Here is a 26457-nt window from a genome sequence, read left to right on the forward strand (position 1 = left end):
CCCGCGGAGCGGGTACCACATCGCTTCGCGATGTGCAAGCGAACACCCGCGCTGCGCGCGGGTGTTGCGCTCCCGCTCCGCGTGAGCGCTGGCGGGTGGCTGCGCCACCCGCACACACCCTGCTTGCTGCGCAAGCAGGGTGACGGTCCGTCCGCTGCGCTCCCGGACCGGCGGGACTGTGTCCCGCCACCAGGCTTCCGCTTCGCTCCAGCCTGGCCGGCGGGTCCGCTGCGCTCCCCCCGCCTGACGGTCCTTCCGGCTGCGCCTCCAGAACCGTTGAGGCCCGCTGGCGCGGGCCGGGCTGGCTACGAGGGGTGGGGGTGGCTCGTTCGTGTCGGTTCTAGTGCAATGGGTGCATCAGATTGATGCCGCATGTACTATTGGCGGAAACTGGTGACCGCCGTTGAGGCGATCACCAGTAACGCGGCTGCTACTTCTTGTTTCTAAAACTGCAAATTACGTGATAGATGGAGAGTGCGAGACCTACAATTCCCACCAAAATGGGAATGGGTCCGCCAATCATTAGAACGTCTAGGGTCAATCCGCAAGCGCTGAGGATTATCTCGCTAATGCCTGAAAATCTGTTACGCATCTACTTAGGTTCCTGTTCTGTGAATAATTCATTGAAATCAAGTCCCTTCTGGGTGCTTGAAGCTTGCACAGGAACGTCCTCCTGTGCTGTTAGGTACTACTCTACGCTGGTCAGATGGCCAGGTCAACACTTTCTGTAAGCCTCAGAATGCGGCCTGTGAGAATTTCAGAAAGAGCGCTGGGGTGACCGCCCCACCCGAATTAAAGGCAACCTCTCATTTCGCCTGAGGGGTTTGCCCAGGTCATCGCGCTGCTGATGCAGCATGTACCGTTGGCGGATATCAGGCATGGGGCGAAGCTGTCAGAGTTGGTAGTCTTAAGGACGAACCTGGAGGGGGAGCAAGAATGGTTTCAACGGGACATCGTCCGATTAGCCTTCGTCCACATCAATTGGAACAGAAAGCAAAGTTCCGTGCCTGGGTGGGCACCCCATTCTTTGCAAGACCCTCTGTGCCTTCGCGTGGCTTCCGAAGCACCATCGTGTCGGCGACCGGGTCGGGGAAAACGATCACAGCCGCCGCGTGCGCGCTGGAGTCCTTCCGGGACGGGCGGATCCTCGTGACTGTCCCGACCCTGGATCTGCTCGCGCAGACTGCCCAGGCGTGGCGTCTGGTCGGTCACCGGGCCTCGATGGTCGCGGTGTGCTCACTGGAGAACGACCCGGTGCTGAAGGAGCTGGGCGTGCGGACCACCACCAACCCGATCCAGCTCGCTCTGTGGGCCGGTTCCGGGCCGGCGGTCGTGTTCGCCACCTATGCCTCGCTGGTGGACCGTGAGGACATCGACGCACCCGTAGGCCAGCGGAAGGTGCGCGGGCCTCTGGAGGCCGCTCTGGCGGGCGGAGAGCGGCTGTACGGGCAGCGCATGGCGGGCTTCGACCTCGCAATCGTTGATGAGGCGCACGGCACGGCCGGTGATCTTGGGCGGCCGTGGGCGGCGATCCACGACAACGCCCGTATCCCCGCGGACTACCGGCTCTACCTGACCGCGACCCCGCGCATCCTCGCCGCGGCCCGCCCGCAGAAGGGCGCGGAGGGCCAGGAGGCGGAGATCGCGACCATGGCCGACGACCCGGAGGGCACGTACGGCGCGTGGCTGGCGGAGCTCGGGCTGTCGGAGGCAATCGAGCGGGAGATCCTGGCCGGGTTCGAGATCGACGTCCTGGAGATCCACGACCCCTCCCCCGTCCTCGGGGAGTCGGAGCAGGCGCAGCGAGGCCGGCGCCTGGCGCTTCTGCAGACCGCGCTCCTGGAGCACGCGGCGAAGTGGAACCTCCGTACGGTCATGACGTTCCACCAGAAGGTGGAAGAAGCCGCGGCGTTCGCGGAGAAGCTGCCGGAGACGGCTGCCGAGCTGTACAGCCGGGACGCCACCGCCGACGACCTCGCGACCGCCGACAAGCTGCCGAAGTCCTCCATCGACGCGCAGTTCTACGAACTCGAGGCCGGCCGCCACGTACCCCCGGACCGGGTCTGGTCGGCGTGGCTGTGCGGCGACCACCTCGTCACCGAACGCCGGGAAGTGCTCCGGCAGTTCGCCAACGGCATCGACGCGGTCGGTCGCCGGGTGCACCGCGCCTTCCTCGCCAGCGTTCGCGTGCTCGGGGAAGGCGTGGACATCACCGGCGAACGCGGAGTCGAGGCCGTGTGCTTCGCGGACACCCGCGGCTCCCAGGTCGAGATCGTGCAGAACATCGGCCGCGCGCTGAGGCTCAACAAGGACGGCTCCACCAAGGTCGCGCGGATCATCGTGCCGGTGTTCCTGGAGCCCGGCGAGGACCCGACGGATATGGTCGCCTCCGCCAGCTTCAAGCCGCTCGTGGCCGTGCTCCAGGGCCTGCGCTCGCACGATGAGCGCCTGGTCGAGCAGCTCGCCTCCCGCGCCCTCACCCACGGCAAGCGCACCGTCCACCTCCAGCGCGATGAGGACGGACGGATCATCGGCGCCGGCCAGGGCGACGACGAGGACAAGGAGACCTACGACACCGACGCCGCTGCCGAGTCCGCCCTGCTCCACTTCTCCAGCCCGCGCGACGCGGGGACCATCGCCGCGTTCCTGCGCACGCGGGTCTACCGGCCCGAGTCGCTGGTGTGGCTGGAGGGCTACCAAGCCCTCATCCGCTGGCGGAAGGAGAACAAGATCACCGGCGTCTACGCCGTGCCTTATGACGTTGAGGTCGAGGTCGGCGTCACCAAGGGCTTCCCCCTCGGGCGGTGGGTGCACCAGCAGCGCAAGGCGCTGCGGGCGGGTGAGCTGGAGGAGCGGCGCAAGGTCCTCCTGGACGCGCCGGAGGCCGGGATGGTCTGGGAGCCCGGCGAGGAAGCGTGGGAGGCCAAGCTTGCCGCGCTGCGGTCCTACCGGCGAGCGACCGGGCATCTCGCGCCGCGTCAGGACGCGGTGTGGGGCGAGGGCCAGGCGATGGTGCCCATCGGGCAGCACATGGCCAACCTCCGACGGAAGGGCGCAAAGAACGGCCTGGGCAAGGCCCCGGAGCGGGCCGCCGTACGCGCGGCGCAACTGACGGAGATCGACCCCGACTGGAACTGCCCGTGGCCGCTGGACTGGCAACGCCACTACCGCGTCCTGGCGGACCTGGTCGACGCCGACGGCCAGCGCCCCGACATCGCACCCGGCGTACGCATGGACGGCGACGACATCGGCAAGTGGCTCCAGCAGCAGACCCAGTCGGCCATATGGGCACGACTCCTGCCCGAGCAGCAGGAGCGGCTGTCCACGCTGGGCATCAAGCCGCTTGAGGCCCCGTCTCCCGCCCCGGCTGCCAAGGGCGCGACGAAGAGGCAGGGCAAGGCATCCCAGGCGTTCCAGCGGGGCCTGGCGGCGCTCGCGCAGTGGGTGGAGCGGGAAGGCGCGGACCGGCCGGTGCCAAGGGGCCACAACGAAGAGATCGCGGTCGACGGCGAGACGGAGCCGGTGGTCGTGAAGCTAGGCGTATGGGTCTCGAACACCCGCGCCAGGCGCGACAAGCTCAGCGCCGAACAGCTCGCCGCCCTCGCCGAACTCGGTGTCGACTGGGCGGGCGCAGCACCCAAGCAGGCCAGCCCAGCTGCCCCGGCTCCGACGGACGGCGGCCCGGCGCAGCCCATGCCGCCGGAGGTGCCAGCGCAGGGGCAGCATGTCCCCCACGCCGACACGTTGACGGACGAAGAGCGCGAAACCGAGGCGGCCCGCGGCCGGGCACGCATGCAGCGCGTCGCCGAACTGATGCGGAAGCACACCAAGGCCGAACTACTGCGCATGGCCTACGCGGGCGGCCTGGTGCGCCACAACTCCCCCGAGCAGTGGCGCAAGGACGAGATCGCCTCCGCCGTCGTCGACATCGAGCTCCGGGCCGCCGCCCGGGCCAGCGCCAGCCGCTCCGCCGAAACGGCCGCGGGTACGGCACCACCATGACGAGTGCGACACGGTGCTGTACGAGGGCGGCCCCTGCACCTGCGACCTCCTCGAGCAGTATGGGCCGCCCTCCGAACGGGAGGACTCGTACTGAGACGACCGCTGCATGCTCCCCCACGAGAGCCCGGCCCTGTACAGGCCCGGGCTCTCGTGGTGTCGGCGCAGTCGTACGAACCCTGTCACGGCCGACCGGAGCGTGTCGCTCAGGTGGAGACGACATGCGGATAGCGGCACCGGCGGGCGGGCGTGTCCCGGTCCGCCAGGACCCACTCGGGCCGTCTCCTCCCAAGCACGGAGTCACGAGTTGAGATTGTCAAACGTTGGGGTCCAGACTGCCAAAGATTGCAATCTGAACGCACATGAGTTGCGGGCCCCAAACACGGTCCAGCCTGCGGTCTTTGGTGGAGAGAGGCTTCCTATAGGGGTCATCAGTGTTCACATGTTTTCCGACTAGCCGAGCTGAGCAGGCGCCCGGCCGGGTGCGCGCTTCCGTAACCGGCACCCGAACCGCCCACGCTGGGGCGCATAGTTGGGCCTGTGAACACCGAACTGACCGTTCTCAAGCGGGACAAGGCCGTGAGCCAGGGCGACACGATACGAATGCTGCTGGACGAGTCCAAACGCACCAGTCGTGCCGTCCCCATCCGGCGTGCGTTCGTCCAGGACACCCTCCCGGGCCCCCGCCTGGTCACGAAGCCCGGCCCCCTCCGTCACCTGCTGCGCAGCCCCGAGCGGCTGGAGCTCTTCCTGCTGGTCCACTGCGTCGCCGCACGAGGCCCACTCCCGCGCGGTCGCGTCGACGGCGACTGGGGCGTCACTCGCCGGTCCGAGACATGGGGTCGCGCCGCAGGGATCTCGTTCGCCACCGACGGCACGGCGAGCGCCGCGGTCTCCCGGCACCTGGCCAAGCTGAAGGAACTGAAGCTGATCAGCACGGCGCCGGACGGCCGGATGACCCGCATCACCAAGCTGCACGAGGACGGCTCCGGGGACCCGTACACGCTGCCATCGGGCAACTTTGAGGGCTCCCGCAAGGACATCTATTTCAAGGTGCCCTTCGAGTACTGGGAGCAGGACTACTACAAGTCGCTGGCGATGCCGGCGAAGGCGATGCTGTTCATCTTCATGAGCCAGCGCAAGCCCTCCTTCGTCCTGCACAAGGACACGCAGTTCGCGTCCTGGTATGGGATCTCCCCGGCGACCGTCGGGCGCGGCATCGCGGAGCTGAAGGCGAAGGGGCTGCTGTACGAGTTCCTCACCGAGCAGTACCTGGACGGCTCATCCATCTTCGGCCAGAGCACGGGTGTGCGCTGGGCGCTCGCCGCGCCGTTCGACCTGAACATCAACAAGACGGACCGGGACGCGGCGGCCGCCGTCTGGACCCCGGCGGGAGCGGCCGCCACCGCGCTGCAAATCGCCTCCGGCGTCCCCGTGCTCTCGGAGGCCTTGGCCCCGCGATGAGCACCGCCGGAACGCTCTGTCCCGGCCCATGACTCCCGGCCCCATACACGGGCCGGGCGCGGCGCAGGCCGCCGTCCCCGCAAACGGGCGACGGCCCCCTGTTGGAGCAGGGAGCCGCCCAGTGAAGAAACCGACAGTCACTCCCCAAGGAGGCACCATCAGCATGTTCAACGAGCCTAAGGGCACTGACCAGCCGGCGTCGACCCGGCATCACCAGGGCAACGGCAAGCTGCGCCACGCCTGGTCCGAGATCCGGGCCCAGCTGCGGCAGCTGCTGGACGGCGGTCGCCGCCGTCGCCTGCGCGCCCTCGCCCGTACTGCGGGCTACGGCATCCTCCGCGGCGCCGCCGGCACCGTGGGCGCGAGCGGAACCGGGTGGATCATCTGGTGGATCCAGCAGCGCTGACCCGGCGCACCCGCTGATCCCACGTACGCCGACCTGGTGGTCCCGGTCCCGAGGCCGGGCCACCAGCGGCTCCCCCGTACGAGGGTCACCGCACGCGCGCAGTCGTACGGGGCCAACTGCACGGGTGCCAGAGTTCGGTCACCAGCGCGGAACAAGAGTCGCAGTTCGGCGTGCAATTCCCCGCGCGGGCCATGCCCTCGTGCGCGTACGCTCCGACGACATGGCCGCCGACAGCAGAGTTCAGCTCGTCTCCTATCTCGCCGTGCAGCAGCCGTACGAGATCGTGGGCACGCCAGAGAGCGAGTGGGTCGACTTCAAGAGCGTCCCGCCCGAAGGGCCGTACGACCTGAGCACCGACAAGGGCAAGTTCGAGCTCGCCAAGGACGTCGCCGCGTTCTCGAACGCCGGCGGCGGGCTGATCGTGTGCGGCTTCAAGGCGAAGAAGAAGCAGACCGAGCTCTACGAGGTCGCCGAGAAGGTCACGCCCTTCGACAAGAAGGTGGTCGACAGCACGAAATACAAGGATGTCATCACGGAGTACGTGCGCCCGCTGCTCCAGGTGAAGTTCTTCTGGTACGACCACCCCGAGGGCGACCCGGAGGCATCTGGGCACTACTTCGTGATCGAGGTACCGGCGCTGCCCGAGGCCGACCGGTGGGCGATGGTCACCCGGGGCATCACCGAAAACGGTCAGTTCATCAAGAACAGCTGGACCATCCCGATCCGCAACGGCGACACCACGGCCTTCCTCCCGCAGGACGAGGTGTACCGGCTCCTGAACGACGGCCTGCGTACGCGGCGCGGCCCTGAGGCCGCGCCCGCTCCGGCTGCTGACCGCGCCAGGAGTCGGGATGACCTGCACAACGCCCTGGACCTGGAGGAGTGGCCGGTGCTCTTTTTCCAGAGCGTCCCCGATCATCCGCGCGGGCTCGTCCCCGGCATGTACGCCGAGCAGGGGCTACGGGACGTCCTGAGCCACCAGGACACACTCCGGGGCGCCCACGCCTTCAACTGGTCCACGGCATACACACATCCGGAACCTCATGAGGGCGGTCTCCTGCTGGCCGACGCTCCCCGTCGCGGACTGCTGATCGAATCGGACGGAGCGGTCACCGGTGCCGCGGCAGCCACCTCGGAGATGCTGGGCTGGGCAATGGAGCAGCACTCCGGCGGCGAGGGCCGCAGGATCAGCGTGTTCGTGCTGACAGAGATCACTCTGGAGTACTTCCGACTGGTCGACCGGCATGTCCTGCCGCTGGTCGGCGGCATGTGGACGCACCGGATCGTCGCCTCGGGCTTCACCCGCAGGCCGGCTCGTACACTGGCTGCCGGGGACGATCCCACCTTCCCGTTCGTCGGCTCGCCGCAGCCCGCAGCGAGCGCCACCTGGAACCACAGCTGGCAGGCGCTGGAGGATCCAGAGCGCGACGCGTATGAAGCTCTGCGCCATATCTATGCGCTCTTCGGCCTTGATGTCAGCGTCAACCCGTTTGTCGACGCGGACCGCGTGATCACGGCCAAGCTGCTGGAGAAGAAGGGGTAGTCGTCCGGCCCCGGGCGGCTTGTCCGCCCGGCGTCGCGCGCGGCCCCGCCCACTTCTCTGTTCTTCCTGCGGCGGGGCGTGGGCTCGGGTGCGTGAGGGGATGCGGGCCTGGCCCACGGAGGCGTTGTCGCTTCGTGACCGTAGTCGGTCGGGTCTCCGCGGTCCGTGATCTGGTCGGGCCGACTGCTGCCGTGACTGGTACATGCCGCGCCGGGCAGGACGGGAAGCGAGCAGCCGCGCGGACGCGGGCAGCGGAGACCGCCTGGCGCTGGACGTGCTGACGCAGTACCGGATGGCCGCCACCGAGTAGATGCACCGGGTGATCGCCCCCCGAGGTACGCATCGAGCGGGCCCAGTGGCGGCTGGCCAGGTTGCACACCGACGGGCGGTTGACTGCATCACCCCGCCCACGCCCGTACGCCTGCTCACGCAACCTGCCCCGGACTTTCCAGGCAACGGTGGGTCAGAGGTCGAACTCAAGGTGCTCGATGTCGGTGAAGCGGACCTCCTCCAGCTGGCCGGCGCGGCGGCCGTTGTCCTGGAAGTACACCTCCTTGAGCGCTTCGGCGGCGATCTGCTGGAGCTGCTGGTCGCTGGCGCCCTGTTCCTGGGCGTCGAAGAGGCGGGCGGCGTAGCGGGGCGGCAGCGCGACAGTCAGGTGCCGGAGGCGGTCCTCGTCCGTCGTGCCGATCGGCGCGGTGTAGCCGATCCGGGCGCGGGTGTCGATGACGATGCCGTCGGTGGTCGCCGCCTTCTGCCGCGCCTTGGCCCGGATCTGCGGCTGCCAGCGCTTCTTCACTTCGGCCTCCAGGCGGGCGGCGAGGTCCGGGCGCGGCTTTTTGATCTGGTCTTTGACGTACCGTTCGACGGTGCGCTGGGAGACGCGCAGCATCTGGGCGACCGCCTTGGTGCTCTTGAGCTGCTTGACCAGGTAGCGCATCTGCGCGGGCGCGCTCTTGGGCGCCGGGCGGGTGAACGCCTTCTGCACCGCGGCGTCCAGGCCGTCCCCGAACACACTCATCGCCTACTACTCCCCGCTGTCGACGTCGGTGACGGTGCCGTCCTTGATATACCGGGCGAGATTGAGCTGCGGGGCGTTGAACTGCTCGCGCACGCCCTCGCCCCACAGCACCTCCTGGGTGCCCTCCCACTTCACCAGGCCCGGATTCACCCCGAGCTTGAAGCCGCCCGGCAGCGGCTTGCCGTCCCGGTAGGGCAGGAAGTCCAGCGGCGACGGTCCGTCGGAGGCGTAGACGGCGCAGTCCGAGAGGACGGCCACCGGGTACTGCCCGGTGAAGGCGGCGTGCTTGACGATCTTTCGGTGCATGTTGATGCGGGTGCGGGAGATGACCGCGGCGCGGATGTCCGGGCGCCAGGTGGGCCGGGCGAGGGCCTGCCACGGCTGCCCGGGCTTCCAGCCCTCGCCACGCGGGCGCTCACGCAGCTTGCCGATGCCACCCTTCACGGTCGCCTTGATCGCGGACACCACGATCGCCAGCTGGGGGTCACGCCGGCGGTAGCCGTCCATCGCCGCGAGGAACTCGGCTGGCGGCATGTCGGCGTGCACGCCGAGGTCGGCCATCGTGGCGAGGTAGGCATCGCGGAGCCGGTTGTACCAGGCGTCCAGGTAGCGGCCGTTGTCGTGGCGGACGTACGCCTCGATCGGCGTCACGTCGTAGCCGAGCTCCACCGCGTACGCCACGGTCGGCGTCGCGTACCAGGCCGGCCCATCCGGGCGCTCGCCCTTCGGCGTGAACGGGCTCGGCAGCAGCTCGCCGTCCAGGTCCGCCCACTTGTCCTTGGCGACCTTCACGCGGGACAGGTCGACGTGGGAGAGGTCGACGAGCCAGGAGCCGGGCAGTTTCGCGTCGAAGACGGGGTTCTTGACCTGCGTCGGCTCGCCCAGGCCGACGTTAAGGCCGTTCGCGCCGGCCGCGAAGGCCATGTTCACATCGATGCCCACCAGATGAGGGCGCAGGCATTCGGCGTCGGTGAGCGGGCGCGCCCAGTCGTACGCCTCCTCCACCAGGACCTCCGCCGGGGTGCGCTGGTGGAAGCGCGGCAGGTCGGCGAGGAGCGGGTGCCCGTCGGGGGCCTCGCACGGCGCGCAGTCCACCGGATCCTTGCCCAGCGAGCCGGGGTTGTGCTCGGAATGCCGCCTGCCGTCCGCGTCCGGTTCGGAGGCGCGGGTCGGCGGGTGCAGGGCGGTCATCAGCTCCAGGCCTGTGACGGCGGTGGAGCCGCGCGGTGTCATCACCCGGGCTGCATAGGTGCCCAGGAGCCGCGCGAGTTCGGCCGGCGGAAGCTGGGCGGCGTCGGCCCAGTGCCGGGCATCGAGCGCATCCCACGACGGGATGCACAGCTGCACGCAGGATCGCTCCGAGCCCTGCGCGGGGCGGTAGATCCTTGCCCACGGTCCGAAGCCCCGCTTGGTCAGCTGCCAGTTGGCGCGCGTCAGCTGCTTGATGACCTTGTGGCCCTCCGGGATCCGGCCGGCCAGTCGCTCCTCCTTGGTGAGCGTGACGGGCAGGCCGTAGTGCTCGCACGCGGCCCCGGTCAGCACGAGCAGCGGGTCGGCATCCTTGCCCGGCCCCGACAACTTCGGCTGACCGAGCCGCCCTTCGCCAAGCGTCCACTCCACCAGCGCGGGAAGCGACTTCGCGGTTACGTCCAGGACCAGGCCGCCGACGCAGTACGCCAGCACCTGACCATCTGCGTCGACGTCGACGACCGCAAGCGGGCCGTTCTCGAAACGCGGATCGGTGCCGGCCTCCGTCGTGCCTGCGGGGGCGGCCTTCCGAGCGGCTGGACGGCGCGACGCCGGCCTGGTCGCGGCCGCCGGACGCGATACAGCGGCAGGGGCAGCGGGGCGGAGTGCGGTGTTCGCGGGCTCCGCAGCAGGGCCTGTGGGTGCGGTGCGGGCTTGGGCCGGTTCAACTGCCGATGGCGCAGGAGCGGCCGGAACGGCAGGCGTCTCAGGGATCGCCGTGTCCTCAGGGGGCACGGGAGCGCCTGCGGGGTAGAGGTGGGCGAGTTGCTTGAGCATGCGGGCGTATGCGTCGCGCTCCGGCGGCCGCGGCTCGGTCTTGCCGGCCTCCCAGCCGCTGACCGTCGCGCGCCGCACCTGCAGTGCGGCGGCCACCTCGTCCAGCGTCAGGCCGTGCGCCTGGCGCAGCCGCTTGCGTTCCGCCGGGGGCGGCAGCGGGGAGCGGGACGCGATGAGCGCGTCGACCGCGTCGAACAGCTCGGACATGCAGCACCTCCAGCCCCGACCCTAGCGTGAAGCGCACATTTCGCGTACCAAATGCGTACGGACGGCGTAAGCGGCTGCCGCAAGTCCTTTAGCCGAAGGTCCGCAGTGGTGTCTCGGCTATGCCTGAACTGACCGAGGGAAGCGGCTTGGTGTGAGAGATCTGAGAGAGCAGACGGCTGCCGTGCAACAGCCATGGCGGTGGCAGAACGCTCGGGGGCGGGCATGGGTGAGATCGTCAAGGGGCTCGAACGAGCGTTGCTGACCCGTCCTGTGCCCACGCGTGACGCCGCTGTGCGTTTCCTGCTGAAGGCGGAGAAGGGCTCCACGAAGAACGTGGCCGTCCTCCTGGGGATCTCCCAGCGCACGGTACAGAGGTGGGTCACTACCCGGCCGGGAATGCGCCGCCGCCCCAGTGCCGTGCATGCGGGGTTGATCGATGAGGCCGTCAGGGCACGTTGGCAGCCTCTGGTGCGGGCCCGCCGGCGGGCCCGGGCCGAGGCCGACGGTTTCGTCTTCCACACCAGGGCGCGGTTCGGTTTCGCCGCTCCGGCAGGATCGTCGGACGATCCGCGAGTACGGCTGATCACCCAGTACCTGTCGGGAGAAGTGGCCCGCGAGCTGTTCGCCGCCCGGGACGCCGGCAGGGGTGAGCAGCAGCAGATGGTGATCCTCGCCCGCGCTTTGGGGCATGCCTACTTCCGGGACTGGGGCCAGCGTGCCCACGGTCTCGGGATCGCCTTCACCGACGTGGAGTTCGCCGATTTCTCCATCGACTGACCGTGCACCGGAGTTGGGGCTCAGTGCGAGGGCGGCATCTGGTGCCGTGTCAGCATCGCGTCATAGCGCTGTGCTTCCTTGCGTTCGCGCCAGTCCCACTGGATATGGAGGGTGCGCTGGCCTGCGGGCGGCTGGGGCGGGCGGAGCCTGGCGGCCTCGGCCACGCGCAGCAGGTGGGTGCGGTCGTGGGGGCCGGCCAGCAGATGCTGGTCCTGGCCGGGAGCGAGCTGGGCGAAGCAGACGGCGGCCTTCAGGAAGAGGCGTGCCCACGGGGGTAGGGGGTGGGTGGCGCAGCCATCGGTGTAGCGGGCGCGGTCATGCAGGGCCAGGGTGGCCGCCACGTCGTCATAGTCGCCGGGGCGGGCGGTGGCGAGCTGCTGGAAGGAGGCGCCGGTGAAGAGCGTGGCGGCGAGGGCTGCGGCCAGGCGGGGGTGGGCGGTCGCGGCGGCCAGGCGTCGGACGGCTTCCCGAGCTGTCTGCTGGGTGGGGGGTGCGGGTGGCGGCCGGTGCCGGAAGGTAATCGGCGGCGGTGTGCACGGGACGGTACAGGTGGCGGGGCTGTCGTAGGAGACGAGGCGATCCAGTGCGGGCAGGGTGAGCCACCGGTTGGCCGGCCGGGCGGGCTCCTCCGCAGGCGGGGATACGGGAGCGGTCGTGCCGTAGTAGTGGCGTCGGGCGGCCTGGAAGTCGGCGGTGACGCAATAGTCGGCTGTCTGCAGCGCCTTGTGCAGGGCGGCGGGCAGGTACGGGCGGTGGCAGACCAGAGTCAGACGGATGCCGGTGAGGGCACGCAGTTGCAGAAGGCGCATCGTGCGGCGGGCGGTGAGGCGGTGGGCGCGCAGGACGGTCAGCCGGGTGACGGGAAGGGCGGTCATCCAGGCGGTGGCGGCTTCCCAGGCGGGCTGACGGCCGGCGGGGAAGCCTCCCTGGAGCAGAGGCGGTTTGCCCAGGGCGGCGAGAAGGTCGTGGGCGAGGCCGGTCTCGCTGGTCGTGCCCGGCCCGGGGTGGAGGGTGACCCGGCCGGGCGGCGGATGATGGGCGGCCAGGGCCGTATGCGTGTGGACCGCGTCGTCGCCTGGGTCGAGGACCACGGCGACGGACGGTGGCACGGCGGGCGGCATGGCGGCGTGGTGATCAGGCGAGGCGGCTGAAGGCCCAGCGCAGCAGCTCCTGGTCCACACGGGGGCGGCCGGTGCGGGCCAGGGCGGTGCGGGTGTGCGCGGTCAACTGCGCCCAGGCACGGAAGTTGCCGTGCGCGGCATGCTGGTCGGCGAAGGCGATGTCTTCAGGGGCGGCGTCGGCCCAGACCGGATGAAACAAGGGAATGGCCTCGAGGACCTCGCTGGGGGTAAGGCGAGTGAAGTGCTGCCAGATGAAAATGCGGGAGGACAGCATCGGTTCACGGCGCAGCACGGTGTGGCAGCCCTCCCCGCCAACGAAGATGATCGCGAGCTGGGTTGAGGGTTCGTCCCACAGATAGCGGAAGTACTCGAACGCCTCCCCATTGAGCCACTGGGCCTCATCCACAAGGAAAGTGCGGGGGCGTTCGGCCAGGGCCGTCTTCAACAAGCGGTCGAACTCGCTGGGATGGCGCGGCGGTTCGCCGACCAGGTCGAGCGCGGTGAACAGTTCGTAGCGCACCGCGCGGGCGGTGGGCCGGGCCCGGAAAGTGATCTTGCGGACGTCCTCGCCCGGTTCAAGTCCCCGCAGGCAGATGTTGACCGCGAGGGTCTTGCCGAAGCCGGCACCGCCGTGGATGCACATCATGGCGCGGGCGTCGACCGTGTCGGAGATGTTCTCCCGGGCGGTAAGCAGGGCGCGGGTGGTGACCACGGACGCGTCAGGCAGGTCGACGTACTGGTAGGTGGCCGCGGTCACGAGACATCTCCGTCTTCAGCAGTCTGTGCAGTGGGTTCGGGTGGGCCGTCGGAGGCAGGTTCGGACGGGACAGGAGCAGGCTGGCCGGGAGTGGTCCGGGTGGCGAGGGAGGGCGGGGTGCGCCAGTCGGCCGGGGGCGCGGCGGGCGGGATGAGGTCCGGCAGCGCGAGCTGCGCGAGGTCGGTGTCGGCGGTCTGGGCGAGTTCGGCCTCGGCCTGCGCACCGGTCAGCGCGCCGAGCCGCCGGGGCGCCTCCGGCGCAGGGTGCGGCGGCCGGCGCACAGCCGCCTTAGCCGCGCCGCCCTCACACGGCCCGGCCAGGGCGAGGTCAGCCAGGGCCTGCCGCGTCTGCTGCTCATCCCGTTCCCGACGCGCCACCGTGCGGTCCGGCAAAACCCGGCCGGCCTCCACATCCCGCCGCACCACCCGGTGCAATGAGGCCAGCGAGGGCACCTCGCCGTCGGTCTCCTTCAGATGCCGGTGCAGCGCCGCCACGTTCCCGCCCGCCTGGGCCAGCACCGCCCACGCCTGGTCGGACAACTCCAGCCGGGCCCGCGGCCTGGGCTCCAGGCGGCCCTCCGTCCCCGCGCCGCATCCAGCCAGCGCCACACCGTGCGCACATTCACCCCGCCGACCTGGGCGCCCGCCCGCACATGCGCCGTGGTCAACGCCCCAGCCGCATCAAGCTCCAGCAGCCGCGCAACCAGCACCGGCCTGGACACCCTCAGCCCGGCCGTGATCTCACCCCACGCGCCCGGCTCCCCCACCCCGCCCCCTTCCGCCCGCGGCAAGACCGACACCGGCCACCGTGCCGCCGCGCAGTCCTCGGAAGGATCAGAAGTGCCGTTCCCGAGACAGTGGAGCGGAGCGGGGTGTACCGGCACATGACAGCCGCGCCCCCTGCAGAAACCGCTCTACGTCAGTGAAGCTGCCCCTCCTCAACACCCCACCAGCGAAAACACCCAGCCCTGACGCACCGTCACCGAACCAGCCCACCGACCCAGAGTCGGAGGGCTGATCGGTCAGCCGGTCAATGCCTTTACTTCCTTGTCCACGGAGTCGGCAGCAGGGGTCAGGTCCCCATCGAGCGAGTCCAGAATCAGTCCAAGGGCAGCCTGCGGGTAGTACTCGCGTCCGTGCAGCGGCCTGTGGCCTGCGCCCTTGAGGCGCGCCAGCATCCCGTTCTCCGCCTCTCGGGCAACCCCCTCAGGAAGGCCGGTGAAGAGCCGATGTCGGGTGTTGTAGCCGTCGCGGGCGTGCCGCGACAGCCGGACCTCTCCGTCCCCGTTGCTGATGCCGAACTTGACCCCCGGCTTGCCGGTCACCCGGTCTTGCCTGTCACGACGTAAAACACATCCTTCCGTTTGACGGCCCCGGCTTGGGCGGCTTGGCCTGTCCTAACCTTCCGCTCGGCTGCTGCAGCAGCGCGCGCTTCCTGCGCCCGGGCCCGTGCCTCCCGGTCGGCCTCCAGTTTCTGCATGGCAGCCTCGCGCTCAGCCCGGAGGGAGGGTTCACGCGCTTCCGCATAGTTCCGCTTGGTCCCATGCACGCGCATCACATGCATATAGGCGCAGAAGCGGTCGTAGTCGACGCCCGGATCGAACCGCACGATCGCCTCTGCGATGTGAGCCTCGTTCAGTGTGTATTCGCCATCCTGGTGAGCGTGATCCTCCCGGCTCGCCTCAACGACGCCCCAAAGGCGCGACGTCTTGACACCTCGCAGGCCGGCCAAGTGGTAGTTGACCTGGATGAGGTATCTGCCGACAGGGTCGTCCCAGAAGGGGTCGTAGATGTCAGGGCCGGGAATTCGACGGTCGGTGTTCTGAGAAACAGCAGAACAGACGCCCGTCAGGCGATGCCGTGAAGCGGCGTACGTGTCGACCCCCACGTCACGCGCAGCAGCCCGCAGAGCCGTCACGGCCCCTGCCAGGGCGATTCCTGCAGAAGTGACCGCCTCCATACAGGCAATCACCTCGGCCGATTCGCAGACCTCGCTTGCGCGCACTTCGATCGCAACTGGCTCTGACTGCGACTCGTCCGCCGGAACGATCGGAACCACTCCCGCAAGGGCGGCTAACAGGTGATCAGCGTCCGCCCACGGGACCGTGATGTGCACGAACCCGGATTCAGGGAGTGAGTGGGAGCCATGCCCAGCACCCTATTTGCTGTGCTCACCGTGACAGGTCAGGTCGATTCCGACCCGCTCTGCGAGAAGCCGAATCCCTCGGACTGCTCCATCGACCCAGGCGCTTCGTACTTCGATAGGGGCGCGACCGTAGCGGTCGACGACCCCCTCGTATGACGGGGCTGGAACCTCGATAACTACCCCTTCATCGCCCCGGGCGAGAAACGCCTCCGCGTCCGGAGCACCCCCTTCCCTGAGAACCGTTAGGAGACCTCGCCCAAGACGCTGCTTCTCGTCCTCGGTGTACCTGGACCACCTGCGCACGCGCACGCCGACTCCCCCCTCGTGGCCGGGCCCACCCGGCCGGGACGGCGACTCTATTCCGCTGCTCTGCCATGTCCGCCGAGCAGGCGTAACAGGATTTCGCCGAACAGGACAGGACCATCAGCGCCACCATCGTTCAGAAGTGCCGCTCTCACGACAGTGGAGCGGGACGGGGTGTACCGGCCCATGACAGCCGTGACCGCCACAAGCGCCGCCCCACGACAGTGACCACACCCCCGCTCAATGCGCCACCAGCGACAACATCCCAGCCTGACAAACCGTCACTGCCACGCATCCACTGACACCAACACGGCACATCGCACCCGCCGTACGCGCTGAACTGTTCGCCGGTGGCCTGGTCGGCCAGGTCCGCAGGCCCCAGGTAACGGCCCGTGGCCGCGTGGTAGACCTCGATGCGGTGGTCGTGGTGGGGCATGAAGCGGACCCGGACCTGGATCCCGGCCTGGCCGGTCATCCACGCGCTCACGTAGTCGCGTTTTTTGAACAGGACAACCGGCCGTTCTTGGGTGAGATTGAGGCACTATGCCACCTTCGGGTGTGAATTTGTCCTCAGGTGATGCATCACGAGTCCTGGCTGTGCAGAGTCTGGGATCAGATGCTCCCCCCCTACTGCTGCACATCTTGCGCCTGAATTCTGTTTGCATTTACGCGCCACATTCTGCAAAGAAGGAGAACACGGGGCATGGCTGTCCTTCGTGTGGGCCTCAGCATAGTGCGTGGGTGACTTGATACAGCATGTAGGTTTGGAGAAAATATGACACCACCTTCTCAATCGCTCCAAAGGTGCTTACAATCCATCCGATTTACAACCATCAGATGTAATTAACACCCGATCGCAGGCGTGTCCTTCCCGCTGTCGGCACAAGTCGGCAGTCATTCTTCTGTCATGATCAGTCAACCTTTTGTAGTGGTACAGGCGCCTGACGAGCGAGGCTTGCGGCCCGTACGTGTCGGGGGTAGCCCCGTGGGTAGCGCCTGGTCTCCCCGAGAGCTGCGAAGGCTCTTGCGTCGGGTGGGACTGCCGCGTGACATCGACCTCAATGACCCCACACGTGTCCACTGGTTGGCCGACAGCGAGCGCTGGCCCGACCGTCCATGGAGAAGGCGGGGTAAAGCCGTGGGCATGACCCTGGGGCTTCTTGTATCCGCTGCCGTGCTGTTGCACGTGGGAATGGAGGACGCCTTCAATGCGCTGGCGTATGGCGGACGTCTCATGGGAGTCACTCTCATCGCCGCCGCGCTGGTAGAGCTCGTTGCGGTTCTTGCTCTGTTCGACTACTGGGGGAAAAGGGTCATGCCGTACTCGGGCGCGGCGGTCCTTGTTGGTGTCGGCGCCGTGGCCGGCACTAATCTGATGTTCCTCATCATCCAGATCGAGGGTCGGGAACATACTCCGTTCCTCTGGCTTTGGATCGGCTTGGCACTCTGGGTTGTGTGGGCACTGTGGGAGCTGACTCGGCAAAATGTCTGGCGCGGGATCCCTCATCCACGCGGCTTTGCCCTGGGTGCTGCTGTGTCCGCGGTCGTCGGAGCCGCCAGCCTCGCCTACTCCCAGATGTACGTCCCGTACAACACTCCCGTGAAGGTCCCCTTTGGCGTCTCCTTCGGAAAGCCCACTTTGAGTGCGGACGGGTCGGCCCTTCAAGTGCCGGCTCATATCGAGTTCCGCAACTCCGGCTCAGTGCGCATTTACGTCGTGGGAACCATGTGGAAAGTCAACGGGTATCCCACAAAGTTCTCAGAAGACGATGGTGACATGAGTGCCTGGAAGAATGACATGTGGAGCTACGGCTCTACGCTACCTCATGTCATTTACTCCCCTTCTCACATGTTGGGTACCGGAGACATCACGTCTCCAGGTTCCAGGCTCGACCCCGGCGACGACTTCTCACTCGACGCCACTGTGGAGGTACCCATCAAGTCTGGCATCGGCCGCGTAGCGCTGAGCGCAAACGCATCTTTCATTAGAGCTGACAGATGCAAGCTGGGGAACAGTTATCCGGAATCAGCGGAGGCTTCCTGGGACACGGACTCTGAGAACGGGAAACATATCTGGGACGCCCCAGGATGGGTCGCAGCCCAGGGGGACGAATTCTACCGTTTTCATTCGAGGATCTACCGGAGCAGCGAAATGCTCAACATGACACACCGAGCCGACTATGCTACCGCCTGGTGGGTGTTGCCAAAATGGAGGGAAGGAGATTTTTTCACCAGGTCTGGCACCGATCCGTACCTGACCGTTGCTATCTCTCGCGATCCGGATGGTGAGGAAATCCTCAGCGATTCTGAACAGGAACCGTACGGAATGAAGACCATGACCCAATCGACGGACCGAACATTTTCTCAACTCATGGAAGCAGCCAAGAAATAAAAGTCCACCCAGGCGACACTTTCGGATCGATATCTCTCTGGGGACGCCCGGTCGCCCCTGAAGGGCGATATGCCTTCTGCGTAGTAGCGAGCCGGGGTTGGGGATGCATATACTGCTCCACGGCAGTCGCCGGGCCGCGAAATGCCTCCTCCGTGTCAGCGGCATGCTGGGGCCACAGGTGGGGAACCAGCAGCGGCCGACGCGTCACCAACCCGACCCAGTTGGCACTGTGCGCCCGTCCGGTCCGGTCATCGTCTTCGTGCCTCTCGTGTGAATCGCGACCGCTATGCCGCGGCCGTCGTGCCTTCCGATCCGAAGACATCGTCGAAGCAATGCGCTAACGAACTCGTGCACGATAGGCGGTGAGACCTCGCGAACTTCGGTGTGGCCCCGGTTCCGTCTGCCGTGTCGGCTTCAGGTCCACGGTCTGCTGGTGGGACAGGCGATTGCTTGGATGGTGTCGCTCATATGCTCGCGGCGGCCGAGGTGACGGGCCAGGGCCCGCCAGTTCTTCAAATGCGCGATGCCGTGCTCGACACGGATACGGCGCGAAGAGTGTGCCTTGCGCTGGCGCTCGTACATCTCCTCGTACCGCTCCGGGGCATTCCTCTTGAACTTGCGGTGCGGTGGTGTCATCACCCGGCCGCCGGTCTGGGCGCCCAGGCCTTGGTAGCTGGCATCGGCGAGGATCTCGACTGCTGGCCCGTCGGCCAGGAGCACAGGCCACCTCTACTGGACGTCAGACGGCGCAAGCATCCCCGGTCTCTTCGACTGCTACGCCCTGAACGTGTCGGGCACCACCGCCTGGGCGTGCCCGTACACGGACTTCCCGCTTGCACCGACCGACCCATGAAGATGTGGGCGAACCGTGTCCGGGGCGCCAAGGCGGTGGCCGTCCACGGCGAGCGGGTCGCCTTCTACGGCGGCTACGGCGAAGAACTGGACCGGCTCACCCACGGAGAGGGCACCGAGACGTCGGTCGAACCAACGGGACGTCAGCCTGCTCACCCTGCCCGAGGGGCCCCTCCTCGGCCGCCACCGGGTCGTAGGCGGAGGGAGCAGCATCTTCGTTCTCAGCAGCTGAATACCCAGCCCTGTCGCGCGCCGTCCTGGTGGTAGCGCGTGGATCACCGCCACTGGGGCGTCGGCGTGCCGTCGGGGTCCAGTCCATGCGGCCACAGTCTGGTGAACAGCATCTGCGCCGCAGGGTGCAGGACGGTGTTGGCGCCGTGGTCGGCGGCCTGCCGGAGAAGGAGTTCGGCACCGACTCGATCGCCGGCCGCCTCGCGCATGACCGACAGGCGCTCCAGGGTGCCGACGCTGCCGTGGTGGGCCACCTGTCCGGCCAAGGACGAGGCGCCTTGGCCGTCTCCGGCTTCCTCGCGCATGATCGCCAGGTGTTCCAGTGCATCTGTCTTGCCATGCTCGGCGGCCTGGCGGGCCAGCGTTTCGGCGGCTTCTTGATCCCCGGCCTCCTCCCGCAGCATCGCCAGGGGGGACAGGGCGTCGGTGTCGCCGCGCTCGGCGGCCTGCCGGAGGAGGCGTTCCGCCCCGTCTCGATCCCCGGCTTCCTTCTGCATCGCCGCCAGATGGCGCAGAGTTCCGGTGTGGCCGTGGTCTGCGACCAGCCGGGCCAGGCGTTCAGCGTCGTCCCGGTCCCTGGCGCCCTCCCGCATCTCGGCCAGGCGGGAGAGGGCAGCGGTGGCGCCATGGTGAGCGGCCTCGCTGGCCAGCACTTCGGCGTCCTGATCCCCGGCCCGCTCCCGCAACACCGCCAGGAAGGACAGGGCGGCGCCGGCGTTGCCGCGATCGGCGGCCTGCCGGAGAAGGCGTTCGGCCCCGTCCAGGTCCCCGGCCTCCCCTCGCATCACCGCCAGACGGCACAGAGCTGTCCGATCAGCCTGCCGGGCCCCGGCCACTCGCCGCCGCCGCTCCCGGCCGCGTCCCGCTGCAGCGCCAGCAACTCCTCGACCGGCAACTTCAGCGCGCGGGCCAGCACCGCCACGGTCTGCGCCGAGGGCACCGGCCCGTCCGTCTGAAACGCCTGCGACACCGTCGTACGCCCCAGTCCCACCCGGCCAGCCGGCTCCGTCTTGATCAGCCCCAGCGTGGCCAGCCCGTCACTCAGCCTCCTGCGCAGCGTGGTGAGCGCCTGATTGCGGCCATTCTGGTCGTCGCGCACGTGCTCGCCCCCGGGCCGTGATGTGTTCGCCAGTGTTCATCTTCATCCCGGCGAACCATGGTGCACACGGATTCCGAGACCTTCGTCCACTCAACACCCCCTCGCGCAACGGGAGTCCGCCGTGACCGTCGCCTCACTCTTCCTCGCCACCGCTCTGGTGATCGTCCTCGCGCTGCTGGCCGCGGCCGGCGCGCCCGCATGGACGGCGCCACCTACCCCACAGCACTCACACGCGCCGCCGTCACCTTCGCCGCGGTCATCACCCTCGCCGCCGCCGTAGCCGGCACCTTCGCCACACTCCTGAGCTGACTGCCGAGCGGCTCGTCGACGGGCTCGACCAGGACGCCAAACGGCCCCGAAGCAGCCAGCCCTCGCAGCTGTCCAGCCGCCCCGCGCCGGATACGAGATCTACCGCTTCGGCGGCTGGGAACTGACCAGCCCGGGCGGTGAGCAGGTCCTCACGGACTTCATCACCGAACTCCTCGCCCGCCATCAGAACCTCCGATCCCGTGACCGTAGCTCCGGGTGAGTCGACTGGGGGAGCAGCTGTAAGCACGTTGCGCGTCCGCGGTGGGACGTCCGTCGCGGCCGCGGACGGGTGGGATGGGTTGAGCAGGCGGAGAAGCCGGATGACGTCGGGGGTGAAGCCACTGGCGGGCCCTTTGAATGTGGGTGGATCAGCGAACTCGTGCTGAGGCGTGGTGGATGAAGGTGTCGAGGGCCGTTCGTACGGCGGCCGCGCGGGCACTCATCTCCGTCCGGTCGGCGGCGCGGTGCACGGTGTTGGCTTCTTCGAGGATCTGGCGGGCTTCGGCGACCAACTCGGCGTCGCCTACGGTGAACAGCAGACCGTTGATCGTCTGCCGGGCCACGCGGCGCAGCCGTTGTCCCTCGACGCGCGCGGCCTTGTGCTCGGGTCCGTCCGGCTGTTCGTGCTTGCGCCACCACCAGTCCTGCTGGGCGTGTATGAGTTCGGTGATGGCTCCGGTGTAGGCGAGCACCGCTGCTCTCCGTTCGGCGCGGTTGCCGGCGTGTCGTTGGAGGAAGTAGCCCAGGCAGCCGCCGAGCAAGGTGCCGGCGACCGCGATGAGGCTGATGAGTACCTGGGTCATCGGTGCTCGGCGGGCTCAGGAGTGGCTGCTACAGCGGGAGCTGTATGCCGAGTTCCTGCATGGCTGCGGAGGGCGGGCCGCCTTCGGAGCGTTCGGTCTTGTAGCCATTGACGCGAGGCTAAGAAGTCATTTCAGTTGGTGTGATCTTGCGGCAGTCTGGGGTGATGACTGCTGCGCTTGTCGAACGGTTGGCGCCGGAAGACCTGTGGGAGTTGTTCCAGCGGGTGGTCCCGCCCGCTCCGGAACGCCCACAGGGCGGAGGGCATCGTCGGCGAGGGGACCGTGAGGTACTGGCCGCGATTATCTTCGTGGCCACCTCGGGCTGCACCTGGAACCAACTGCCGCCGGGTTTCGGCCTGTCGGGTGTGACCGCCTTTCGCCGGTTCACCGAGTGGACCGAGGCCAGAGTGTGGGCGAAGCTCCACCGCCTGGTCCTGGACGAACTTGGTTCCCGCGGCGGACTGGACTGGTCGCGGTGCGCGATCGACTCCGTCGGCGTCCGGGCCCTCAAAGGGGGCAGCTGACGGGACCGAATCCGACCGACCGCGGCAAGAAGGGTTCGAAAATCCACCTGATCGTGGACCGTCGTGGTCTGCCTCTGTCGATCGGGATCTCCGCCGCGAACCTCCACGACAGCCAGGCCCTGATACCGCTGGTCCGCGGCATCCCACCGATCCGTTCACGACGCGGGCCCCGACGCCGACGGCCCGGCAAGCTGCACGGGGACAAGGGCTACGACTACCGCCACCTGCGACGATGGCTCGCTTCCCGAGGCATCCGGCACCGCCTCGCTCGAAAAGGCATCGAATCGTCCCAACGCCTGGGCCGGCACCGCTGGGTCGTAGAACGAACCGTTTCCTGGCTGTCCGGCTGCCGACGCCTCCATCGCCGCTACGAACGCAAGCCGGAGCACTTCCTCGCCTTCACCGCCATCGCCGCAACTCTCATATGCCACCGCAGACTCGCCAACTGAAATGACGTCTAAAGAGTGCGGGGGTCTACGGCTTCGGCGGGGGCGCTGTTGGCGTAGAGACCCGCGGGGTCGGCGTCGCGGTCGTGGGGCTGGAGCCAGAAGACACGGCGGCGGAAAGTGCCCGAGGCGCGGGAGGCCTTGGCTTCGGGGCCGAGGATGGCGTAGCCGACCATGCGGCCGGGGCGCCGGTACGGGGGGGCGGCCTTTGCGGGTGGGGAGGCGGTCGATGCTCTGGCGGACGTAGGCGAGTTCGTCCATGTCTTCCAGCCAGACAATGTCGGTCTCGTGGCTGATCTCGTCCGCGTCGATCAGGGAACTCATGTGCCGGTTTCCCTTTCCTCGTCGGTGAGCAGTCCGATGCCCGGGTAGTACTTGCGCTGGTTGGACACCTTCATCTCCTTCGGCGACGCGAGTCCGACCAGTTCTCGGGTGCGGGCGGCGAACGCGCGGGAGGAGATGATCTGCGCGCCTTCATTGTGGCACCAGCTGGTGTAGGCGGCGTAGAGCGTGGTCTGTTCGGCGCGCAGGTCCGGGGCGAGGCGGCAGCATTCGTCGTAGAAGCGGCCGGTGTGGTCCTCGGTCTCGGCGTAGGCAGTGGTGGCGATGCGGACGCGCTCGGGGCCGGCGAGGTCGCGGCCGCCGCCCAGGTAGCGGCGGGCGCCGTCGATGAGCCAGCCCAGGATGCCGGGGCCTTCCTCCATGACGAGGAGGTCAGCCAGGTTGTCGATCTTGCGGTCGTCGGGGACGACGCGTTCGAAGGGGATCAGGCGCATGCGGCGCCAGAACGCGAAACCACCGGTGCCGACTTCGGGCTTGTGGTTGCCCAGCAGCCAGAGTTTGTGGGTGGATTCGAAGGAGAAGGGGGCCTGGCGCATGCGGCGGGCCTTGATGCGGCCGCCGCCGGTCAGCAGCTTGACCCGGGCCTCGTCGAACTTGTCGCCGGGCTTGATCTCCGAACAGACGTAGACGCGGGGGCCGTGGAGCTCGGCCAGGTCGGTGGGGTGGCCTTCGAACGGTTTGGCCATGAGGAAGCCGGGCGGGGCCGCGTCGGCGTAGTCGCCGAGGAGTTTCATCATGACGTCGAGCAGGACGGACTTGCCGTTCTTGCCGGTGCCCCACAGGAAGGGCAGGATCTGGGCGCCGACGTCGCCGGTGATGGAGTAGCCGAGCAGCAGGTGCAGGTAGCCGATCATTTCCTGGCCTTCGGCGTCGTCGCCGAAGGTGTCGTGCAGGAAACGCAGCCAGCGCGGGACGGGGGTCTGCTGGGGGCCGACGGTGGTGGAGCGGGAGTGGAAGTCCTTGTTGGGCTCGGGATCCCCGAGGAGGCCGGTGCGCAGGTCGACGATGCCAGGGGGGTGCACAGGGCGTAGGGGTCGGCGTCCAGGCGGTCGGCTTTGAGGACCATGCCGGGTGCGGAGCGGGCCTGGGTGAGCATGGCGTTCATCCCGGCGGTCGACATCGCCCGGCCGCGGGGCGTTCGGCGGCGGACTGTGCCGGGAGGGGCACCGCGGGGCCTTGCGTGCGGATCTGGGCGGCGACGGCTTCGGGGTCGAACTCGAAGAGAGTCTCATTGCTGGGGGAGGTCACGGGCGCCTCCCCGTTGCGTGGAGGGGCCGTTGCAGGCCGGCAGACAGACCGCTGCGGATGATCTGCTCGATGCGCAGTTCCTGGCCGGGGGCGGGACGCGGCCGCGGTGTCCTGGAGTGCCTGCTCGGCTTCCAGGTGCGGGAGACGGCCAGCCGCGATGAGGCCGCCGAGGGTGTAGGCGGCCCGGTTGAGGCTGCCGGAGAAGCCTGCGCCCTCGGGGACCTGGCCGCAGGCCTCGACGGGGGCCAGGATCGAGGCAAGGGTGCGCTCGGCCGGTCCGCGGCCGCCGCCAGCGGCAAGGACGGCCTGCTGGGCGCCCGGCGGAGCGGCGGCGTGCCGGCCTTCTTGGAGGCGACGCCGACCGGGCCTGCGAGGTCGCGGCCATCCCCGTGGACATGTTGCGGGACCTGGGCGCCGATGAACACCGGCTTGCTGGTCGCCCAGGTCGGGGTGTGCGGCGTCCCAGGCAAGGCGTTCGGGGTCCACGCCGGTGAGCACCCATTGGTCGTCCGCCCCAACCCGCCCGCTGTCACACGGGATTCGGATCCTGACAGGCTCTTGACACTGAATCGATAGAGGATCAGCATTCAGAAATCTCCCCGTCTTCGACTCGATAGCCCCACGTCAGGACGGATGTTTACGTAAACATCGACCAATCGGACAATGGAGTTCGTGTGAATCACCTCCGCTCTCGCACCCGTCTGCGCGCCTTCCTGATCGCAGCACTCCTCGCGCCACTGCTGACGGTTTCTCATGGCGCATCCGCCGTCACCAACTCCTTCCGCGGAGTCAACTGGGCGGACAGCCGCGACAATTACGTGGACGGCTGGGTGATCCCGACCGGCCTCACGGCCGGGGACAGCTACGACAGCGTTCGCTCCAAGGCCGACGGCATCATCAGCGGCTTCCAGCAGCAGCTCGGCGCGAACACCGTGCGGCTGCCGATCAACCCGCAGAGCGTCAACTCGGACTGGTGGGGGCGGTACAAGGGCGCCGCCGACTCGGCCCTGTCCCACGGCATGAAGGTCATCTTCGGCTACTGGGAAGCGAACAAGGACGGCAAAGTCGATGACATGAACGCGTGGAACACCATGTGGGACAAGGTCATCAGCGACTACGGCAGCAACGGCAACGTCTACTTCGAGCCGATGAACGAACCGTTCGGTTACAGCCTGAACGACTGGGTGTCGCTCTGCTCGTCGTGGCTGTCCCGGCATTCGAGCACCCCCCGCGGGCGGGTCCTCATCAGCGGCACCGGTTACAACGACAACGTAACGGGCGTCGGAGCGGCCAGCGCCCTGAACGGCACACTGCTGTCGCTGCACTTCTACGGATACTGGGCCTCGGACACGACCCGCTCGGCGTGGACCACCAACCTGAGCAACCGGCTCGGCTCATACTCGTCCCGCACCATCATCGACGAGGCCGGCGCCCCGATGACGACCGGGCTGAACTACTACGGCGGGAACCAGGACGGCAACACCTTCACCGCGTATTTCGCCGCCACCACGGACCTGACGAGGTCCCGTCAGATGGGCGTCGTCTACTGGCCCGGCCTGCGCTCGGACGACAGCTATTCGATCACCCGGCAGAGCGGCAGCGGACTGGCGGTGAACAACTCCTCGGGCGTGGCACAACTGCGTTGGGGCTGGGGCCTGTAACCGGACAGACGGCCGAAAGAGCTTTCCGCCCCATCTTGACGTTCTTCGTCGCGTCTACAACGACCTGGACAACTCCCAGCTGATACACCGCCGTACACCCACTGGTGAGGTCCAGACGCTGACCGTTGACGGTTTTTACGGGGCGGTGAGCGCCGCGGAAGGCCGGAACGCGCTGCTCTCGGGCGGTGAGCCGCCTCGGCTCAAGTGCCGCGGCGGTAGACGTCAACGTCGGTTCGGCGTGCGTGCCCAGCGAGCTGCAGGTCAACGGCCGCTTCGTCTACTGGGCGTGCGCCGCGCAGAACAAGGCCGGCGTGTTTGACCGCTCCCGCGGACGGTCGCTGTCCGTGCCTGTGGGGGACGCTCTGCCGGCCGACGGGTTCCTGGTCCCCCATGACAATCAGCGTGGCGAGCTGGTGCACACCGACATCCGCTCAGGGCAGGCAGGCACCTCCGACCTGGCCGATCTGTCCGCGACCACAAACCTCATGCCCGAGGGCAGCACCTCGGACCGACGCGTCCGCTGGACCCGGGACCCTGACAGCGGCCGCGTGGCTTTCGTGGACGCCGACGAACGCATCCACCTGATGACGGCCGGGGCGCTCGCCGCTCCCATGCGGCGCGTTCAAGCCGGCCGCGACGGCATCAGCGACCTGCTCACCCTCTCCTCCGGCGGCGGGCTCACGTTCCAACAAGGCACGGGCAAGGGCACCTTCTCGAAAAGGTGAGCGGTGCTGGCTGGGCGACCTCGGTCAAGGCGGTGCCGTTCGGGGACCTCAGCGGGA

General features: G+C 68.2%; 21 protein-coding genes and 2 pseudogenes. 9 read left to right on the top strand and 14 right to left on the bottom strand.

What is annotated here, in order from left to right:
- Positions 1-936 precede the first annotated feature (936 nt).
- The 4 genes from ACFYZ8_RS05500 (at position 937) to ACFYZ8_RS05515 (ending at position 7412) form a co-directional block, all read left to right on the top strand.
- A complete protein-coding gene (locus ACFYZ8_RS05500; protein WP_388532043.1) occupies positions 937-4002 on the top strand; it encodes a Helicase associated domain protein in 3066 nt (1021 codons plus the stop codon).
- 537 nt (positions 4003-4539) lie between these two features.
- Positions 4540-5463, top strand: coding sequence for a hypothetical protein (locus ACFYZ8_RS05505; RefSeq protein ID WP_359039443.1), 924 nt, complete (start codon positions 4540-4542; stop codon positions 5461-5463).
- Positions 5464-5626: 163 nt separating this feature from the next.
- Positions 5627-5869 carry a hypothetical protein gene (locus ACFYZ8_RS05510; RefSeq protein ID WP_359039445.1) on the top strand — a complete coding sequence of 81 codons (243 nt, stop codon included), beginning with the start codon at positions 5627-5629 and terminating at the stop codon, positions 5867-5869.
- A 199-nt stretch (positions 5870-6068) separates the two neighbouring features.
- The gene (locus ACFYZ8_RS05515; RefSeq protein ID WP_388532041.1) at positions 6069-7412 is read left to right on the top strand and encodes a helix-turn-helix domain-containing protein; all 1344 of its coding nucleotides are present in this window, start codon (positions 6069-6071) and stop codon (positions 7410-7412) included.
- A 463-nt stretch (positions 7413-7875) separates the two neighbouring features.
- Here ACFYZ8_RS05515 and tpg (ACFYZ8_RS05520) read toward each other — a convergent pair whose 3' ends face one another.
- Together tpg (ACFYZ8_RS05520) and tap are read right to left on the bottom strand one after the other, a co-directional pair.
- A complete protein-coding gene (tpg, locus tag ACFYZ8_RS05520) occupies positions 7876-8433 on the bottom strand; it encodes a telomere-protecting terminal protein Tpg (protein WP_359039449.1) in 558 nt (185 codons plus the stop codon).
- A gap of 6 nt (positions 8434-8439) precedes the next feature.
- Positions 8440-10665, bottom strand: coding sequence for a telomere-associated protein Tap (gene tap, locus ACFYZ8_RS05525; RefSeq protein ID WP_388532038.1), 2226 nt, complete (start codon positions 10663-10665; stop codon positions 8440-8442).
- Positions 10666-10887: 222 nt separating this feature from the next.
- On the opposite strand from tap, the gene tpg (ACFYZ8_RS05530) reads away from it, so the two are divergent.
- Positions 10888-11442 carry a telomere-protecting terminal protein Tpg gene (tpg, locus tag ACFYZ8_RS05530; protein WP_359039453.1) on the top strand — a complete coding sequence of 185 codons (555 nt, stop codon included), beginning with the start codon at positions 10888-10890 and terminating at the stop codon, positions 11440-11442.
- Positions 11443-11462: 20 nt separating this feature from the next.
- Here tpg (ACFYZ8_RS05530) and ACFYZ8_RS05535 read toward each other — a convergent pair whose 3' ends face one another.
- The 6 genes from ACFYZ8_RS05535 to ACFYZ8_RS05560 all read right to left on the bottom strand — a co-directional run bounded on the left by ACFYZ8_RS05535 (position 11463) and on the right by ACFYZ8_RS05560 (position 16276).
- A complete protein-coding gene (locus tag ACFYZ8_RS05535) occupies positions 11463-12563 on the bottom strand; it encodes a hypothetical protein (RefSeq protein WP_388532036.1) in 1101 nt (366 codons plus the stop codon).
- 13 nt (positions 12564-12576) lie between these two features.
- Positions 12577-13320: an AAA family ATPase gene (locus tag ACFYZ8_RS05540; RefSeq protein WP_388532034.1), complete on the bottom strand. Its 744-nt coding sequence runs from the start codon at positions 13318-13320 to the stop codon at positions 12577-12579.
- Positions 13317-13928 carry a hypothetical protein gene (locus tag ACFYZ8_RS05545; RefSeq protein WP_388532032.1) on the bottom strand — a complete coding sequence of 204 codons (612 nt, stop codon included), beginning with the start codon at positions 13926-13928 and terminating at the stop codon, positions 13317-13319. Before ACFYZ8_RS05545 ends, ACFYZ8_RS05540 begins: the two co-directional genes overlap by 4 nt.
- Before the next feature lie 413 nt (positions 13929-14341).
- Positions 14342-14644 (bottom strand): hypothetical protein, encoded by a 303-nt coding sequence (locus ACFYZ8_RS05550; protein WP_359039992.1) that lies wholly within the window; start codon positions 14642-14644, stop codon positions 14342-14344.
- Positions 14641-15435, bottom strand: coding sequence for a hypothetical protein (locus tag ACFYZ8_RS05555; RefSeq protein WP_388532030.1), 795 nt, complete (start codon positions 15433-15435; stop codon positions 14641-14643). The genes ACFYZ8_RS05550 and ACFYZ8_RS05555 overlap by 4 nt, the downstream gene beginning before the upstream one ends.
- A gap of 484 nt (positions 15436-15919) precedes the next feature.
- Positions 15920-16276 (bottom strand): Mu transposase C-terminal domain-containing protein, encoded by a 357-nt coding sequence (locus ACFYZ8_RS05560; protein ID WP_388532141.1) that lies wholly within the window; start codon positions 16274-16276, stop codon positions 15920-15922.
- A gap of 636 nt (positions 16277-16912) precedes the next feature.
- Here ACFYZ8_RS05560 and ACFYZ8_RS05565 point away from each other — a divergent pair.
- Complete coding sequence (locus tag ACFYZ8_RS05565; protein WP_388532028.1) at positions 16913-18160, top strand: hypothetical protein; 1248 nt, start codon at positions 16913-16915, stop codon at positions 18158-18160.
- Between the two features lie 414 nt (positions 18161-18574).
- Here the strand turns inward: ACFYZ8_RS05565 and ACFYZ8_RS05570 are convergent, their stop codons facing one another.
- The 4 genes from ACFYZ8_RS05570 to ACFYZ8_RS05585 form a co-directional block, all read right to left on the bottom strand.
- A complete protein-coding gene (locus tag ACFYZ8_RS05570) occupies positions 18575-18880 on the bottom strand; it encodes a transposase family protein (protein ID WP_359040000.1) in 306 nt (101 codons plus the stop codon).
- A 407-nt stretch (positions 18881-19287) separates the two neighbouring features.
- Positions 19288-20031, bottom strand: a complete 744-nt coding sequence (locus ACFYZ8_RS05575) for a hypothetical protein (RefSeq protein WP_388532027.1) — start codon at positions 20029-20031, stop codon at positions 19288-19290.
- Positions 20028-20342 (bottom strand): hypothetical protein, encoded by a 315-nt coding sequence (locus ACFYZ8_RS05580; protein WP_388532025.1) that lies wholly within the window; start codon positions 20340-20342, stop codon positions 20028-20030. The genes ACFYZ8_RS05575 and ACFYZ8_RS05580 overlap by 4 nt, the downstream gene beginning before the upstream one ends.
- Before the next feature lie 677 nt (positions 20343-21019).
- The gene (locus ACFYZ8_RS05585; RefSeq protein ID WP_359040008.1) at positions 21020-21454 is read right to left on the bottom strand and encodes a hypothetical protein; all 435 of its coding nucleotides are present in this window, start codon (positions 21452-21454) and stop codon (positions 21020-21022) included.
- A 164-nt stretch (positions 21455-21618) separates the two neighbouring features.
- Here ACFYZ8_RS05585 and ACFYZ8_RS05590 point away from each other — a divergent pair.
- Positions 21619-22427 (top strand): IS5 family transposase gene (locus tag ACFYZ8_RS05590; protein WP_388532023.1). Its coding sequence is split into 2 segments (ribosomal slippage): positions 21619-21966 and positions 21969-22427, totalling 807 coding nucleotides; the frame shifts between segments, so codons are not numbered across the junction.
- An 11-nt stretch (positions 22428-22438) separates the two neighbouring features.
- On the opposite strand, the pseudogene ACFYZ8_RS05595 reads toward ACFYZ8_RS05590, so the two are convergent.
- Positions 22439-22748 (bottom strand): annotated as a pseudogene (locus tag ACFYZ8_RS05595) (DUF6009 family protein); the annotation flags it as partial.
- Positions 22745-23907, bottom strand: a pseudogene (locus tag ACFYZ8_RS05600) (phage/plasmid primase, P4 family); the annotation flags it as partial. The pseudogenes ACFYZ8_RS05600 and ACFYZ8_RS05595, both read right to left, overlap by 4 nt.
- Before the next feature lie 781 nt (positions 23908-24688).
- Here ACFYZ8_RS05600 and ACFYZ8_RS05605 point away from each other — a divergent pair.
- Positions 24689-25675 carry a cellulase family glycosylhydrolase gene (locus tag ACFYZ8_RS05605; protein ID WP_388532021.1) on the top strand — a complete coding sequence of 329 codons (987 nt, stop codon included), beginning with the start codon at positions 24689-24691 and terminating at the stop codon, positions 25673-25675.
- A 185-nt stretch (positions 25676-25860) separates the two neighbouring features.
- A complete protein-coding gene (locus ACFYZ8_RS05610) occupies positions 25861-26400 on the top strand; it encodes a hypothetical protein (RefSeq protein ID WP_388532020.1) in 540 nt (179 codons plus the stop codon).
- Positions 26401-26457: the final 57 nt, after the last annotated feature.

Origin of the sequence: Streptomyces sp. NPDC001668, assembly GCF_042893155.1 — a bacterium.
Taxonomy (GTDB): domain Bacteria; phylum Actinomycetota; class Actinomycetes; order Streptomycetales; family Streptomycetaceae; genus Streptomyces.

Excerpts from the sequence above, each read along its gene's own strand:
- ACFYZ8_RS05500 (WP_388532043.1), top strand. The coding sequence starts at position 937 with ATGGTTTCAACGGGACATCGTCCGATTAGCCTTCGTCCACATCAATTG.
- ACFYZ8_RS05510 (WP_359039445.1), top strand. The coding sequence starts at position 5,627 with ATGTTCAACGAGCCTAAGGGCACTGACCAGCCGGCGTCGACCCGGCAT.
- tpg (WP_359039449.1), bottom strand. The coding sequence starts at position 8,433 with ATGAGTGTGTTCGGGGACGGCCTGGACGCCGCGGTGCAGAAGGCGTTC.
- tap (WP_388532038.1), bottom strand. The coding sequence starts at position 10,665 with ATGTCCGAGCTGTTCGACGCGGTCGACGCGCTCATCGCGTCCCGCTCC.
- tpg (WP_359039453.1), top strand. The coding sequence starts at position 10,888 with ATGGGTGAGATCGTCAAGGGGCTCGAACGAGCGTTGCTGACCCGTCCT.
- ACFYZ8_RS05535 (WP_388532036.1), bottom strand. The coding sequence starts at position 12,563 with ATGCCGCCCGCCGTGCCACCGTCCGTCGCCGTGGTCCTCGACCCAGGC.
- ACFYZ8_RS05565 (WP_388532028.1), top strand. The coding sequence starts at position 16,913 with ATGACCCTGGGGCTTCTTGTATCCGCTGCCGTGCTGTTGCACGTGGGA.
- ACFYZ8_RS05585 (WP_359040008.1), bottom strand. The coding sequence starts at position 21,454 with ATGACCCAGGTACTCATCAGCCTCATCGCGGTCGCCGGCACCTTGCTC.